The following is a 16,053-nucleotide window of genomic DNA, read 5'->3' as shown; positions in this document are numbered from 1 at the left end:
AGTTCATTAGATGGTTGTTTAGTTTTACTAAATGGTGTTTAATTGATTAATAGCCCGTAAAAACCCTGATGAATAATCAGGGTTTTTTGTTGTTACTTTTTTAGGTCTTTTGCGCCATCAATCACTTTTTGTTTTAGTCCCTCTTTGAATACCAAAATTTTATCGAGAACGCATTTGTCAGATGTGCCAATTATTTGAGCTGCTAATATCCCAGCATTTTTTGCGCCGTCTAGTGCGACCGTTGCAACAGGGACACCTCGTGGCATTTGTAAAATTGAAAGTATTGAATCCCAGCCATCGATTGAATTTCTTGATTTAACAGGAACTCCAATAACAGGCAATGGACTCAAAGAAGCAATCATTCCTGGTAAATGAGCTGCCCCTCCGGCACCTGCAATTATGACTTTAAAGCCATTTGTATGAGCTTTTTTGCCATATTCAAACAGCTTTTCTGGTGTGCGGTGTGCGGATACAATATCGACTTCGACTTCAATATCAAAGCCTTTTAATATATCGATAGCTTCCTGCATTACTGGAAGGTCTGATGTACTTCCCATAATAACTCCAACTTTACTCATTTGTTCCTATTTTGAAATTACTTCAATTAAACTTTTAACCTTCTGGGCAACTTGCCTTGCCTTATCTAACGACGCATCTACAATGGTAATATGTCCCATTTTTCGAAACGGTCGTGTTGTTTTCTTACCATATACATGGGGTGTGACCCCATCCATTTTAAGAACCTCTTCAATATTTTTATAGGTGACTTCGCCTTCAAACCCCTCTGCACCAACTAAATTAACCATTACTCCAGCAGCTTTGCTGTCGGTTTTACCTAAAGGAAGATCTAATATAGCGCGTAAATGTTGTTCAAACTGCGATGTATATGATGCTTCAATGCTGTAATGCCCGCTATTATGTGGCCTAGGTGCTACTTCATTTACCAAAATTTCATCATCCTGAGTTTGAAAAAGCTCGACTGCCAAAAGCCCAACGTGCTCGAAAGATTCACTTACTTTCAAAGCAACTGACCTGGCTTTTTTTGCCACTTCATCACTAATTCTTGCCGGACAGATTACATATTCAACTTGATTGGCTTCTGGGTGAAATTCCATTTCAACAACGGGATAGGTTTTAATCTCTCCTGAAGGATTTCGAGCAACAATAACCGCTAGCTCATTCTTGAAATTTACTTTCTCCTCAACAATACATTCTCCTTCGGGTAAACCTTTTAAATCATCATAATTTTTAATCACTTTTACACCTTTACCATCATATCCAAATTGAGCACTTTTCCATACGAAAGGAAACGAAAGGCTTTCGTGCGCTAAAGCCGTATCTATTTCATGGACGTAAGCATAACGCGAAAATGGCGCTGTGGGAATATTGTGGTCTTGGTAAAATAGCTTTTGTACTGCTTTGTTTTGAATAGTTTTTATCGTTTTAGAAGATGGGTATACAATTACACCTTCTTTTTCCAACCGTTCTAGTGCTTCGACATTTATTAATTCGATTTCAAAGGTTAGAACATCGACCTTTTTTCCGAAATTATATACGGTATCGAAATCTTGTAAACTGCCTTGCGCAAAATCATTGCAAGCGAATTGCCCAGGGGCATTAGGACTCGGGTCTAAAACGGAAGTGTAAATATCAAATTTTCTAGTTTCTGTAAGTAGCATTTTACCTAGTTGTCCGCCACCTAGAATTCCTAATTTAAAATGCGATGAAAAGTAATCAGTCACAGGGTAATTTTAAATGATGCACACAAAAATACGTTATTAATAAATTCTTGGAGTCGTCAGTTTTATCAATTTTTTTAGCGTTCAATTTGATTTTATATGGGCGTAACCCAAATACCACCTTATAAAGGCTTGTACTTCGGGCGATTTATCTATCTTTGCGCCTTTATTTATTAGGGAATTGATACAACTCCACGACAAATATTTTACTCCGTATATCAAGGCTGAAGAAATTGAGCGCTGCATAAAAAAAATAGCTGCTGATATTAAGGCAGATTGCGGTGATGAGGTTCCTATTTTTGTTGGTGTATTAAATGGTGCTTTTCGTTTCGTTGCCGATCTAGTAAAACACTATGATGGTGATTGCGAAGTGCAATTTATTAAAATGAAATCGTATGATGGGTTGACCTCTAGAGGAACTGTACTTAGCCAATTAGGATTAAGTCAGAATCTTCGGGATAGGAGAGTAGTTGTGTTAGAAGATATTGTTGATACAGGCAATACCCTTACAGAAATTTATAAACTATTCGAGAAAGAAAAGCCAAGCGAATTTGCGATCGCAAGCTTGTTCTTCAAACCAACTGCATACACAAAAAAACATACTATTCACTATATCGGATTTGAGATACCCGACCGTTTTATCGTTGGCTATGGCCTAGATTATGATGGGTTGGGAAGAAACCTGTCCGATGTTTATCAACTTAAAGCAACTAACATGACAAATTTGGTATTATTTGGTCCTCCGGGAGCAGGTAAAGGAACGCAAGCTGATGTACTTAAAGAAAAATACAATTTAGTACATATTTCAACTGGCGATGTTTTTAGATATAATATTAAAAATGCCACCGACTTAGGTACTTTGGCCAAATCTTATATGGATAAAGGGCATTTGGTACCCGACGAGGTAACGATAAAAATGCTAAATGCGGAGGTAGACAAAAACCCACAAGCTAATGGATTTATTTTTGATGGTTTTCCTCGTACCGAAGCACAAGCGGCTTCACTTGATCTTTTAATGCAAGAAAAAGGGAGTCAAGTAAATGCTATGATTGCCTTAGAGGTAGATGATGAGATTTTGGTAGGCCGACTAATGGAACGTGGCAAAACTAGCGGACGTCCTGATGATGCCAATGAAGATGTTATACGTGGAAGAATATCAGTATATTATGAACAAACAGCTATTTTAAAAAACTACTACCAAAAGCAAGATAAATTTATTGGTGTTGATGGAGTAGGTTCTATTGAGGAAATAACCGATCGACTAAGCGAGGCGATCGATTCACTACAAGTTGCATAAATGACTGAAGGTAATTTTGTTGACTACGTAAAAATACACGTCACTTCTGGTAAAGGGGGCAAAGGTTCTGTGCACCTTCACCGGGAAAAATTTATTACCAAAGGTGGTCCTGATGGAGGTGATGGTGGTCGTGGTGGTCACGTTATCATTCGAGGTAACCCAAATTTATGGACATTATTACCATTAAAATTTAAACGTCATTTAAAGGCAGAGCACGGAGGGGCAGGTTCAAAGGGAAGAAGCTCTGGAGCTGATGGGAAGGATATATACATTGATGTTCCTTTAGGTACGGTCGTAAAAGACTCCGAAACCACAGAAACCTTATTCGAGATTACTGAGGCTGGTCAAGAAGAGATTGTTGCTGAAGGCGGCATGGGAGGTCGAGGTAACTGGCATTTTAAAAGCTCAACAAATCAAACTCCGCGTTATGCGCAACCAGGAGTTGATGGTCAAGAGCGAGATATCACTATCGAATTAAAAGTGCTAGCTGATGTTGGCCTAGTAGGTTTTCCAAATGCCGGTAAGTCAACATTACTATCGGTTATTACTGCGGCTAAACCTAAAATTGCCGATTACGAGTTTACTACATTAAAGCCAAATTTAGGAATAGTAGCTTATCGGGATTACAAAACATTTGTAATGGCCGATATTCCTGGTATCATTGAAGGTGCTGCCGAAGGAAAAGGTTTAGGGCACTATTTTTTGAGGCATATTGAACGTAACTCGCTGTTACTATTTTTAGTCCCAGCAGATGCAAAGGATATTGTCAAGGAATATGAAATTCTACTGGATGAATTACGTCGTTACAATCCAGAAATGCTTGATAAAGATCGACTTGTAGCAATTTCAAAATGCGATATGTTGGATGACGAACTAAAGGCAGAAATGAAAGCCGAACTGGATAAAGATCTTAAAGCACCTTATATATTTATCTCTTCAGTCGCACAAATGGGACTTACTGAGTTAAAAGATACGCTTTGGAAAATGCTCAATGCATAATTTAACATTGTCTTTAAACGCTTTGCATAGTTATTTCGTTATTGAGTAAAATAGTTGTCTGTGAATCGCTTATTTCTTTTCCTTTTAATAATTCCAATCTTTTTATTTTCTCAAAATGAGAGTGATGTGCTATTGAAAGACTATTTCGAATCTGGAAATTATAGCAAAGCGAAACAATTGGGTAAACAGTTGCTGGCTAAAAATGGTTCAAATAAAACTGCACATATTTATTTAGGCCATATTGCTGGTAATAGTAAGAAATGGGATGCAGCCATAAACCACTATAAAATCTTAACTGAATTAGAAACCAATAATGCTGATTATTATTATTGGTATGGGGGTGCTCTAGGAATGAAGGCCCTAGAAAATAAGCTTTCAGCACTGGGTTTGGTTAAGAAGATGAAAAAGGCATTTCATAAAGCTGCCGAATTGGATAAAGATCATGTTGATGTACGATGGGCTTTGCTTGAAACCTATTTACAACTACCCGGAATCATAGGTGGTAGCTATAAAAAAGCTGACGGTTATGCCAATGAACTTGCAGGGCTCTCAAAAGTTGAAGGCCATTTGGCCAAGGCTTACATTGCAAACTATAAAAAGGAGTACGATCGGGAAAAGAAATACCAAAAGCTAGCTTTGAATAGTTGTACTACAATATCAAAAAATTATAAGCGCAATACTATTCACTATCAGTTAGGTAAGGCATCGGTTAACAATAATCAGAATATCGAGCTGGGGCTAAAACATTTAAATTGGTTTGTAGCTAAGCACAAGAAAAGTGATAGTGTTGCTAAAGAGTGGGGGTATTTATTTTTAGCAAAAGCATATCGGATTAAAAAGGATAAAGAGACTGCTATTTCTTATTTGAAAAAGGCTAATAAGAATAAAGAAGTGGCTAAGTATTCTAAAAAAGAAGAAAACTTAATTTTAGCGCTTTAATTATTAGTTTATTCTTGTGCATATTGTTGTCAGGAAACTTGGTTCTAGCTAGCCATCGATCTATAATCTTTTCTCTTCAAATTCACATTTTCAAAAACTATATTTACCAAAAATTAATCTATGCGATATCATTTTATAGCTATCGGTGGTAGTGCTATGCATAATTTAGCATTGGCCTTGCATCAAAAAGGAGATACAATAACTGGTAGTGACGATGTCATATTCGAACCTTCACGTTCTAGGCTTAAAAAAGCGGGTTTACTTCCTGAAAATGAAGGTTGGTTTAGTGAGAATATTACTAAGGATATAGATGCAGTAATTCTTGGTATGCATGCACAAATTGATAATCCTGAACTGGCCAAGGCACAAGAGCTAGGTATTCCTATTTATTCATATCCCGAATTTTTATATGAACAGGCAAAGAATAAAACAAGAGTAGTAATTGGAGGTAGCCATGGTAAGACCACGATTACTAGCATGATTCTACATGTAATGGATTATTGTGGTCGCGAAGTAGATTATATGGTCGGAGCCCAGTTGGAAGGTTTTGATACCATGGTAAAGATTACTGATGACAATGATTTTATGATCCTGGAAGGAGATGAATATTTGTCCTCTCCAATAGATAGGCGACCAAAATTCCACCTTTATAAGCCTAATATTGCTTTATTGAGTGGTATTGCTTGGGACCATATAAACGTGTTTCCCACTTTCGAAGATTATACAAGGCAATTTGAAATTTTTGTAGATACCATTGTGCATGGAGGTATTATTGTTTACAATGAAGAAGATAAAGAGGTTAAGCGAATTGTTGAAGCTTCAGAAAATACGATTAAGAGGAATAACTATACCACACCACCGTATTCGATACAAGGGGGAATGACCCTACTAGAAACACCTGAAGGTGAAGTGCCTGTTGAAATTTTTGGTGCACATAATATGAATAATCTTGCTGGCGCAAAATGGATATGCCAACATATGGGTATCGATGAAGCTGACTTTTACGATGCAATAGCTAGTTTTAAAGGCGCTTCGAAACGGTTAGAGCTGATCGCCGCAAAAAACAACTCGGTAATATTTAAAGATTTTGCACACGCACCATCAAAAGTAAAAGCAACTACAAAGGCTGTTAAGCAGCAATATGATGATAAAAAACTTATCGCCTGTTTAGAGCTTCATACATATAGTAGTTTAAATAGCGATTTTATAGGCGAATATGAAGGCGCATTAGATGAGGCAGATTTGGCTGTAGTATTTTATTCACCAAAAGCGGTCGCTATAAAACGATTGTCGAATTTAGATGAAAAAGATATTAAGAACGCTTTTGCCAGAAAAGACTTGAAAGTATTTACTGATCCTGAAACTTTTTATCAATTTCTACAATCTCAAAACTTAAATGATACTTCGTTGCTATTAATGAGTTCGGGTAATTATGGTGGAATCGAACAGGAAGATTTTATTGAGCTAATTAACTAGTGTTATTAAAATCCTTAAATAAAAGGCATAAAAAAACCCTGACGATGTGATGTTGTCAGGGTTTCTTTTTAAAAGTAATTTTACTTCATACTGTTTGTAGCTTAATTAAAGAAATTTTACGATTGCGTTGTACGCGAAAGTCACTAGACCTAAAACGATCAACGTTAAATAAACCCAAGTAAAGGTTTTTACGGTAACGGCTTCGATACCTTTTACATTCGCAAGCTTTCTCCTGTAAGCTTCTTTTAATACTAATAGTGCCCCCATAATTAATGGTTTTTAGGTTAAACTTAATTTATAGTACAAAGATAGACCAAAGTTGAACAGTTTTAACTGTTTTATCGACTAAACAACATAAATCACCGTTCAAATACCATAATAAAATATGGATTTAAACGTTACTCACTGTTTTGGTTTAGCCCTAAGGCTTATCAATACAAAGTGAAAACGACTTCATTTTCAAGCTATTTTAAAAATTCGATAAAAACGATCACTTAAACGTTGAATTGTCTTAAATGATGATCTAAATGCTTGTATTGCATCTTTCCCCATTGTTCAGAAGTAAAATTACCGAATGCAGGGTGTCTAATCCAATCTTGCTTATCATTCTTATTATAAAATTCATCAACTAGTTCAGTTAACTTCTGTTTTTCCACCTCAAAATTCGGTTCGTAGGTTACCTGAAACTCTTTTGGAGTAGGCAAACCTTTTTTCCAAAGTTTATCGTTATACATCGAGCTTTTAAAGGCTTTGAAGACCAATTTCATGATGGGATTCGGGCTAGGCATCATTTTTTTCTCTAAAGGAACTTCCAGTGCAAATTGACAATGCTTGCACATTTGGTTTACATTCATTTTACCCCAAACTCTTTGCGATTCTGTATTTAGGTTCTCGAGTCGATTCCTAATCTCCTTATAAGCTTCCTCAGTAAGCAGTGATTTCATATTAGTTGGTTATCGGTTACTTAAAATTAATGCTTTTTTTCAAGTTTATTATATTTAGAGAAATTTTACGCTATGTCTAGTCAGAGGGAATCATTTTCCATAAAAAATTGGTCAGAAGATGATCGACCTCGAGAGAAATTATTGAAACAGGGAAGAGCCGTTTTGACCAATGCAGAGTTGGTTGCGATTTTAATAGGTTCGGGAAATAGAAGCGAAAGCGCTGTCGACTTAAGTAAACGTATTTTGGCAAGCGTAAATAACAATCTTCAAGACTTAGGAAAACTCAGTATTCATCAACTCATGCAGTTTAAGGGAATAGGGGAGGCTAAGGCAATTACTATCGCAGCGGCTTTAGAGTTGGGTAGAAGGCGTGGTGCAGAAAATGTAGAGGTTTCCTCTCAAGTAACCTCAAGTAAAGATATTTACGCCATAATGCATCCAATTTTAGCTGATCTCGATCACGAACAGTTCTGGATCATATATTTAAATCATGCGAATAAGGTTGTGCATAAAATGCAACTAAGTAAAGGTGGAATTAGTCAAACAATTGTCGATACTCGTTTAGTTCTTAAAAAGGCTTTAGAGCTAAATGCAACCGGAATAATACTTACCCATAATCACCCTTCAGGAACCTTAAAAGCTAGTAAGTCAGACATTCAAACAACTGAAAAGTTGCAGCAGGCAGCTAAGAGTATGGATATGCGTGTGCTCGATCATCTAATAATTACTGATAGTGGCTATTATAGTTTCGCAGATAGTGGCTTAATAAACGGTTAATTAGTCTTGTTTTTAAGTCGATCATTATTTTTTAAATGATTTCTGTAAAATCATTGCTGAATTTTCAATCTTTAAAACGCAAAATACCCCCTAAAACAGTATTTTTAAGCTTTCTAAAGCGGCATAGGCCACGTATGCTATTAATATACACACATAAACTTACCCCGCGTTTGCGATATGCTTTCAAGCATATGTTTACTAGAGTGCTACAAATTCCTATCGAGTTTACTACCCGGATAGAGGAGTTCATTGCTCACGGGCCGCTTAAAATTACCTATACCAAACAGGCATTACAGAATGAGTTTTTCGTAAAAAGTAACGACCTGCTTTTTGAGCAGGGTATAGGGGATATTGAAATTAACATGCAACAATGGGATGATACTCCGTGTTTTTTTGCGACTAATAGCGATAAAAGTAGCTTGCCTTTTGACATTTTTGCGGCTGCATTTTATTTATTGAGTAGGTATGAAGAGTACGTACCTCATGTAAAAGATATGCACGGGAGATATCCGGTGAATGAAAGTTTAGCATATAAAAACAAGTTTCTAGAGCAACCAGTAATCGATGTTTGGGCATATAAGTTGTTGACAGTATTGAAGGAACGTTTCCCAGACCTCAAAGCGAAACCAACACCTTTTCAATTTACTCCAGCGATATCAGTTCCTTTAGTTTTTGCATACAGAAAGGTGGGGATTTTACGTACGGTCTCCGGGACATTTGGTGATTTGTTTCGATTTAGATTAAGAAAAGTCCTATTGCGTTATGCTGTGCTTTTCGGCATAAAAAAAGACCCCTACGATACATTTGACGATTTTATTAATCTACATAACACCTATAATATACAGGCCATATTCTTTTTTCTATTTGCGAAATATGCGACCTATGATAAAAATATTTCGGTCTACAGTAATGTGTTTCGGGCGCTCATTAAATCCGTTTCGGATCATGCGATTACTAGTTTACTGGTTTCGTATGAGGCGTTTTATGATTTTGACCTATTAAAGAAAGAACGCAAGCGCTTGTCAGATCTAATTCATAGACCAATCATACGAGTGATGCAGCACTATAATAAGTTAGATTTTCCTGATAGTTATCGCAATTTGATAGATTCTGAAGTCAAGGAGGATTATACCATGGGTTATCCTGATACTATTGGTTTTAGAGCGAGTACCTGCACGCCGTTTTACTTTTATGATATTGGTTCAGAGATGCCAACGGCTCTAAAAATAAACCCTGTGGTTACTACAGATGAAGCACTTAAACTTATAGGAGATAAAGATCAAATTATAGATAAGATAACAGAAATCGGTAAAGCGATAAAATCGGTAAATGGTACTTTTATCTTCAAATTACATAACCATACATTAATCGAAAATGAATGGAAGGGTTGGCGAGAAATTTACATTAAAACATTACAGCAATTTGGCACTAAAAAATAAGGTTACTGATATTTTTTTTGATCTTGATCACACTCTTTGGGATTTTGAAAAAAACTCAGCACTTACATTTAAAAAAATATTTAGTCAGCATTCAGTTCAACTACCGTTAGAAGAATTTCTAGCTGTATACGTTCCTATTAATTTTGAGTATTGGAAGCTGTATCGAGAAGAACGAATTAGTAAGGAAGAATTGCGATATAGTCGACTCAAAAAAACCTTCGATGGTTTAAATTTTAATTCTACGGATGAATTAATCAATAGGCTATCGCATGATTATATTCAAAGACTACCAGATAACGATCATTTATTTGAAGGGGCTATTGAGATTTTAGAATACCTAAAACCAAGCTATAAATTACATATTATTACCAACGGTTTTAGAGAAGTGCAGCGTGTTAAAATGGAAACGAGTAAAATAAAGCATTACTTCGACAAGATAGTCGATTCGGAATCTGTCGGGGTGAAAAAACCAAATCCGTTGATTTTTGAATTTGCCCTAAAAAGTGCCAATGTAAGATCTAAAAATGCTTTGATGATTGGTGACAATATAGAAGCAGATATCGAGGGTGCTTCAAAAGTCGGAATGCAGTCTATTCACTTTGAACCAGATCCGAATAATCAGAAAGCTGATTTTCATATTTCTAGCTTACTTCAGCTCAAAAATTATCTTTAATTAATTGGCAATTCAATACTATTTTGAGACCCTATTCGTTTACCAATTATGAAGAATGTCAAACTGTTGTGCTATCTCATTTTAGGGGTATTGTTTTATACATCATGCACAGAGCAAGTAGATTTTGAACAGGCAAAGGATCTGAGTATTCAGCCGGTACTTACTGCAAGTTTAGTGACTTTTAGTGCGAGCCCGTTGCAATACGCCCAGCCCGGAGTTATACAGAATGCATCCGTTATTGATACAGTTCGGCTTGATGTTATCGGAGAAGATTTTTATAAAGATAATGTCATTAGGACAGAGCTCACTTTTAATATTGTCAACAATATAGAGGCGGATTTTAATCTCAATTTTCGTTTTACTGATGATGAGTTTGCTGATCAGTATGAATTTGATATTCCTATTCCTGAAGGTTCGTTAGCAAATCCTGCTATTGTAGACTATACAGAGGTATTTGAAGGTGCAGATTTAGACCGATTTACTTCATCAAAAATAATAATACTAACTGCCACAATAATTAATTCATCAGGCACTCAATTTGACGCTACTACCACGAGCGAATTCAACCTAAAATCTAAGGCAACAGCCTTTTTTGATTTCGATCTATGAGAAAAATTCTAGTAGCGATATTCTTGCTTACTTTTAGCATTGCAAGCGCTCAAAACAAAAATTTGCTTTTTGGTTTTAAAGAGATACCACAATCTTTAATGGTAAATCCTGGCGAAGAAGTTGACTATAAATGGTACACCGGCATTCCTTTAGTTTCTGGAGTATCGGTTGAGGCTGGAATTACTGGTGGGGTTTCTGCATTTGACGTTTTTGCTGTTGACGGTGTGGACTTTAATGTAAAGTTTAGAAATGCGATTGCACGACTAGACCGTAATGATTTCACATCGATTAACCAGCAACTTGAAATTTTTAATGTTGGTTTCAAGGTAGGAGGTAAGTACTATGATGACATTCGATATTCTTTCGGAATGTATCAGGAATTTGACTTTTTTGGATACTGGCCTAATGATTATGCGAAACTTGCTCTTGAAGGGAATGAGCCTAATATAAATGAGGCTTTCAGTTTATCAGATCTCAACCTAAAAGCTGATTTATTAACTGTTTTTCACTTTGGTATCAATAAGAGAGTGAATGATAAGCTTACTGTGGGCGGCCGAGCAAAAATTTATTCGAGTATTGTTAGCGCCTCCAGTACTAACAATGAAGGTACTTTTGTAACCAGAGAATCGGACACTAACTTTTTCGAACATAGCATTAATGCCGATCTTTTGATACAAACCTCTGGTATTGCTTCTTTAAGGAGTGATAGCGACGCAAATCCACCTGTCGAAGGGGCAGATATAGCGCCTACTTTTCGCAAACGGGCATTACTAGGCGGAAATCTCGGTTTGGGTGTTGATGCAGGATTTACATATCGGTTTGACAAGCAACTAAGTTTTGCCGCGAGCATTCAAGATATAGGCTTTATTAGGCATAGTAAAGATGTAGAATCTTATCAATTGAAGGGAAATTTTACTTACGATGGGTTTGAATTATTGTTTCCAGGGGCTCCCACAACCAATAATCAAAGTACCGATTACTATCGAGAAGTAGCCGATGCTTTAAAGGAAGCGTTGCCGGTTGACACCATTACAAAAGCATATACACGATGGAGAGCTCCGAAATTTAACGCGGCCTTGCGTTATGAATGGGGAATAGCAAGAACGGATGATGATTGTGATTGTAGACAAGTGGCAAAGACAACCTATCTAAATCAAATTGGGGCACAAACGTTCATGATTGGCAGATCGCGAAGTCCTAAAATGGCAGCAAGCTTGTTTTACTACCGTAGACTATTTAATGGTTTGCGAGTAAAGGTGGCTTATACAGTTGATTCTTTTTCACTTACCAACCTCGGTGCAGGCATGTCGATGCATTTGGGTCCAGTAAACGCATATTTAATGGCTGACAATTTGTTAGGATATACTAACTTAGCCGATGCTCAAAAAGTATCAGTACAGTTTGGCCTGAATATTGTCGTGCCAACTAACAAAAATTAGTTTAAATGAAAAAAATCATCCTAGTTGTTTTTGCCTTATTCATAAGCTTTCCTTTAATCGGGCAGACATTAAATAAATACAAATACGTTATTATTCCTAAACGATTAGATTTTGTTAAGAAAGATGATCAGTACAGTACAAGTACGCTAACAAGACATCTTTTTAAACAAGAAGGGTTTGAAGTATTTTATGATAATGAGGTTCTACCCGAAGAATACATTAATGATCCTTGTAAAGGTCTATTAGTTTCTGTCGATAATCTGTCGGGTTTATTAACAACACGAATTATTATTAGTCTGAAAAACTGTTATAAAGAGCAGGTTTTTGTTTCTCAAGAAGGGAAAAGTAAGGTTAAAGAATATAGAAAAGCGTATCATGAAGCTATTCGGCAAGCGTTTAAATCTGTCGAGTTTTTGGGCTATTATTATGAAGAACCTAAAGAGAAACCTGCAACCGATGTAGCAGTTGAGGAAAAACAAGAAACAAAAATTGTAGAAGATAATGGGCCATTTGAAGAAGTTGTAGTAGAACAGATAACTTCAGAAGTTGAGGTTGCGGAGCCGGCGGTAGTTGAAAAAGTTCAGAAAACAGTCGAAAAAGTGCCGACTAAAAAGGAAACTTTGGCATTTAATGGCGACATTCTATATGCACAGGCTATCGACGGTGGTTTTCAGTTAGTAAATTCGAAACCGGAAATAGTAGCTAAGATTTTTAAAACCTCAGATGTAGATTCTTTTCTTATGGACAGTGACCTTTTCAAGGGATTACTCAAAAAAGAGAATGGCGAGTGGTTTATAGAAGCTATTGAAAATGGGAAAGTTGTAAAGGCAAAAGTGAATATCAAATTCTAGTAGCCATACTTATCCTTCCATCTGTTTTTTAAGAATTCTCGATTCGCTTTTTCGCGACTGTTATTTCCTGGTTGATACAACGCAGTGTTTTTAATTTCTTCAGGAAGAAATTCCATTTCTGTAAAGTTGTTCGCAAAGTCATGCGCATATTGATATTCCTGGCCGTAGCCAAGCTCTTTCATTAATTTTGTGGGTGCATTTCGTATAGGTAATGGCACGGGAAGGTCTCCCGTTTCTCTTACCAATTTTTGGGCCTTTCCAATAGCCGTATAACTCGCATTACTTTTTGGTGATGTTGCCAAATAAACAGTACACTGGCTAAGTACGATTCTAGCTTCTGGATATCCAATAGTTGCCACCGCCTGAAAGCAGTTGTTTGCAATTACTAGGGCTGTAGGGTTTGCAAGTCCGATATCTTCTGACGCGCTAATAAGTAACCTTCTTGCGATAAATTTCAAATCCTCACCACCTTCGATCATTCTGGCTAACCAATACACGGCTGCATTAGGGTCACTTCCTCTAATTGATTTAATAAATGCAGATATAATATCGTAATGCTGCTCACCAGTTTTGTCATAGCGAACGGTATTTTGTTGCACCTTTTGCAATACCATATCATTTGTGATAGTGATTTTATCTCCACCTTCTGAATTGACGACAAGCTCAAAAATATTCAATAATTTTCTAGCATCACCTCCAGACAATCGGAGTAGTGCATCTGTTTCTTTTAGGTTAATTTTCTTGGTAGCAATTTGCGAATCCTCTTTAATGGCCCTATCTAATAGAAAGATTAGGTCGTCTTTTCCAAATTCATTTAAAACATAAACCTGACACCTAGAAAGTAATGCAGGAATAACCTCGAAACTCGGATTTTCGGTCGTAGCACCAATTAGGGTAACCCAACCTTTCTCAACTGCTGCTAATAATGAGTCCTGTTGTGACTTGCTAAAACGATGTATTTCATCAATAAACAAAATGGGGTTTTTGGGTGTAAATAGGCCACCACTTTGTTTTGCTTTATCAATTACTTCACGAATGTCTTTTACACCAGAATTAATGGCGCTTAAAGTGTAAAAGGGGCGTTTCGATTCGTTGGCAATAATATTGGCCAAGGTCGTTTTGCCAACACCAGGAGGTCCCCAAAGAATTAGCGATGGTATAAACCCTTGCTTGATTTGATTGGTCAATGAACCGGTTTCGCCTACTAAATGTCGCTGACTTATATAGTCCTCTAAATTTTTTGGGCGAATACGTTCTGCTAAAGGCTCATTCATTAGGTAAAAATAATGATATTGATGACATTTTTGCAGTCAAAACGTCTTTGGTGTTGTTTTTGGTATTTTTAGATTGTGAAACAAAATGAACCATTTCAATTTACTGCAATTACCATTGCATTTCCCATGTTGATTGTTCTGGCAATTTGGGTGGTGTACTATTTAGAACTTCGGTTTTCGGTTAATTTAAGTAGTTATGGAGTACAACCTAGAACGCTTTCAGGCTTATCTGGTGTTGTCTTTAGCCCGTTTTTGCATAGTAGCTTATCGCATTTATACCACAATACAATTCCCTTGTTTCTGTTGTCACTTGGCTTATTCTACTTCTATAGATCTATTGCAGTAAAAGTATTGATTTTAGGAATTTTGGTCTCTGGTTTGCTTACCTGGCTTATAGGTCGACCTGCCAATCACATTGGAGCAAGTGGGTTGATTTATGTTTTAGTCAGTTTCATTTTCTTCAAGGGTGTACGCACTAAATACTATCGCCTAATCGCACTTTCACTTGTCGTTGTATTTATTTATGGTAGTATGATTTGGTATATTTTTCCAGTTAAAGAAAACATGTCCTGGGAAGGTCACCTAGCGGGATTGATCACAGGTATTGCGCTTGCTTTTTTAATCAATGCAAGGCTTTATATTCCTAAACGATATCATTGGGAGCAAGACCACTATAAACAAGAAAATGATCCTTTTTTAAAGCATTTTGATGAAGAGGGAAACTTTGTGCCATCTTCAGAAATGGAAAAACAGGAAGAATCAGAAGAAGGAAATGTAAAGTATGTCTATAATTATATCGATAAGAAGTCGAAATCTAATCTAGAAGACTAGCCAATTACATCCGTTGTCGAACAGCCTCATACAAAAGTGCACCACAGGCTACAGATACATTCAAACTTTCTATATCTCCTAGGAGAGGAAGCTTTGCTTTATGATTAACCAATTTCAAGATAGAAGGATTAATGCCACGGCCTTCTGAACCCATTATGATTGCTGCAGGAACTTTTAAATCAATATCATAAATACTACTATCTGTTTTTTCAGTTGCTGCAACAACGACAATATCCATTGATTGAAGCATAAAAACAGCATCTTTGATATGATCAACCTTACAAATAGGAATTTTGAAAACAGCGCCCGCACTCGTTTTTACGGTATCCCCGTTAATAGGAGCAGCCCCTTGTTTTCCTACAATAATTGCATGCACGCCAGCACACTCAGCTGTTCTAATAATTGCACCGAAATTACGCACATCTGTTATTTCATCTAACAACAAAAAAAGCGGATTTTTACCAGATTCTACAACCTGTAGAGCTATGGTTTCTAAATCCTGATAGGCGATAGGAGATAGTGTTGCAATGGCGCCTTGATGGTTTTTATCACTTAGCTTATTTAGCTTTTCTACTGGGACATAACTTATTGAAATTCGATTTTTTCTGGCAGTTTGCTCCAATTGTTTAAAAAGATCACCTCGTAATCCTTTTTGTAAAAACACTTTTTCAATGGTATCACCAGAATTAATGGCTTCAATTATAGCCCGTAATCCGAAAATTTGAGTTGCTTTCTCCATGCAGCAAAAGTAGCTTAAAATGCGTGT

General features: G+C 36.5%; 17 protein-coding genes. 11 read left to right on the top strand and 6 right to left on the bottom strand.

Annotated features, from left to right (window positions below):
* Positions 1-92: 92 nt before the first annotated feature.
* Entirely contained in the window at positions 93-578 is a 486-nt protein-coding gene (gene purE, locus GWK10_RS03355; RefSeq protein WP_164029476.1) for a 5-(carboxyamino)imidazole ribonucleotide mutase, read from the bottom strand.
* Between the two features lie 6 nt (positions 579-584).
* Entirely contained in the window at positions 585-1,742 is a 1,158-nt protein-coding gene (locus GWK10_RS03350) for a 5-(carboxyamino)imidazole ribonucleotide synthase (RefSeq protein WP_164029475.1), read from the bottom strand.
* Between the two features lie 178 nt (positions 1,743-1,920).
* On the opposite strand from GWK10_RS03350, the gene GWK10_RS03345 reads away from it, so the two are divergent.
* From GWK10_RS03345 to GWK10_RS03330, 4 genes are all read left to right on the top strand, one after another.
* Positions 1,921-3,036: an adenylate kinase gene (locus GWK10_RS03345; RefSeq protein ID WP_164029474.1), complete on the top strand. Its 1,116-nt coding sequence runs from the start codon at positions 1,921-1,923 to the stop codon at positions 3,034-3,036.
* Complete coding sequence (gene obgE / locus GWK10_RS03340) at positions 3,037-4,035, top strand: GTPase ObgE (RefSeq protein ID WP_164029473.1); 999 nt, start codon at positions 3,037-3,039, stop codon at positions 4,033-4,035.
* A 60-nt stretch (positions 4,036-4,095) separates the two neighbouring features.
* Positions 4,096-4,974, top strand: a complete 879-nt coding sequence (locus GWK10_RS03335; protein ID WP_164029472.1) for a tetratricopeptide repeat protein — start codon at positions 4,096-4,098, stop codon at positions 4,972-4,974.
* A 120-nt stretch (positions 4,975-5,094) separates the two neighbouring features.
* Entirely contained in the window at positions 5,095-6,450 is a 1,356-nt protein-coding gene (locus GWK10_RS03330) for a UDP-N-acetylmuramate--L-alanine ligase (RefSeq protein WP_164029471.1), read from the top strand.
* Positions 6,451-6,555: 105 nt separating this feature from the next.
* On the opposite strand, the gene GWK10_RS03325 is transcribed toward GWK10_RS03330, so the two are convergent.
* Positions 6,556-6,717 (bottom strand): hypothetical protein, encoded by a 162-nt coding sequence (locus tag GWK10_RS03325; protein ID WP_164029470.1) that lies wholly within the window; start codon positions 6,715-6,717, stop codon positions 6,556-6,558.
* Between the two features lie 227 nt (positions 6,718-6,944).
* Entirely contained in the window at positions 6,945-7,394 is a 450-nt protein-coding gene (locus GWK10_RS03320) for a DUF1569 domain-containing protein (protein WP_164029469.1), read from the bottom strand.
* A gap of 72 nt (positions 7,395-7,466) precedes the next feature.
* Here GWK10_RS03320 and radC point away from each other — a divergent pair, with 72 nt between their 5' ends.
* From radC to GWK10_RS03290, 6 genes are all read left to right on the top strand, one after another.
* Positions 7,467-8,171, top strand: a complete 705-nt coding sequence (gene radC, locus GWK10_RS03315) for a RadC family protein (protein WP_164029468.1) — start codon at positions 7,467-7,469, stop codon at positions 8,169-8,171.
* Positions 8,172-8,305: 134 nt separating this feature from the next.
* Complete coding sequence (locus GWK10_RS03310; RefSeq protein WP_164029467.1) at positions 8,306-9,610, top strand: polysaccharide deacetylase family protein; 1,305 nt, start codon at positions 8,306-8,308, stop codon at positions 9,608-9,610.
* Positions 9,594-10,283: a YjjG family noncanonical pyrimidine nucleotidase gene (locus GWK10_RS03305; RefSeq protein ID WP_239540676.1), complete on the top strand. Its 690-nt coding sequence runs from the start codon at positions 9,594-9,596 to the stop codon at positions 10,281-10,283. Before GWK10_RS03310 ends, GWK10_RS03305 begins: the two co-directional genes overlap by 17 nt.
* A gap of 48 nt (positions 10,284-10,331) precedes the next feature.
* On the top strand, positions 10,332-10,892 hold the full coding sequence (locus GWK10_RS03300) for a hypothetical protein (protein ID WP_164029465.1): 561 nt from the start codon (positions 10,332-10,334) through the stop codon (positions 10,890-10,892).
* The gene (locus GWK10_RS03295) at positions 10,889-12,331 is read left to right on the top strand and encodes a DUF5723 family protein (RefSeq protein ID WP_164029464.1); all 1,443 of its coding nucleotides are present in this window, start codon (positions 10,889-10,891) and stop codon (positions 12,329-12,331) included. The genes GWK10_RS03300 and GWK10_RS03295 overlap by 4 nt, the downstream gene beginning before the upstream one ends.
* A gap of 5 nt (positions 12,332-12,336) precedes the next feature.
* Positions 12,337-13,182 (top strand): hypothetical protein, encoded by an 846-nt coding sequence (locus GWK10_RS03290; RefSeq protein ID WP_164029463.1) that lies wholly within the window; start codon positions 12,337-12,339, stop codon positions 13,180-13,182.
* Here the strand turns inward: GWK10_RS03290 and GWK10_RS03285 are convergent.
* Positions 13,179-14,456 (bottom strand): replication-associated recombination protein A, encoded by a 1,278-nt coding sequence (locus tag GWK10_RS03285; RefSeq protein WP_164029462.1) that lies wholly within the window; start codon positions 14,454-14,456, stop codon positions 13,179-13,181. The two genes, GWK10_RS03290 and GWK10_RS03285, sit on opposite strands and share 4 nt — an antisense overlap.
* Before the next feature lie 75 nt (positions 14,457-14,531).
* Between GWK10_RS03285 and GWK10_RS03280 the strand changes: the two genes are divergently transcribed.
* Positions 14,532-15,287, top strand: coding sequence for a rhomboid family intramembrane serine protease (locus GWK10_RS03280; RefSeq protein WP_164029461.1), 756 nt, complete (start codon positions 14,532-14,534; stop codon positions 15,285-15,287).
* Positions 15,288-15,291: 4 nt separating this feature from the next.
* Here GWK10_RS03280 and rlmB read toward each other — a convergent pair whose 3' ends face one another.
* Entirely contained in the window at positions 15,292-16,026 is a 735-nt protein-coding gene (rlmB, locus tag GWK10_RS03275; RefSeq protein WP_164029460.1) for a 23S rRNA (guanosine(2251)-2'-O)-methyltransferase RlmB, read from the bottom strand.
* Positions 16,027-16,053 lie beyond the last annotated feature (27 nt).

This window comes from Spongiivirga citrea (genome assembly GCF_010671565.1).
GTDB lineage: Bacteria > Bacteroidota > Bacteroidia > Flavobacteriales > Flavobacteriaceae > Spongiivirga > Spongiivirga citrea.
This window is presented reverse-complemented; position numbering and strand designations above follow the sequence as displayed.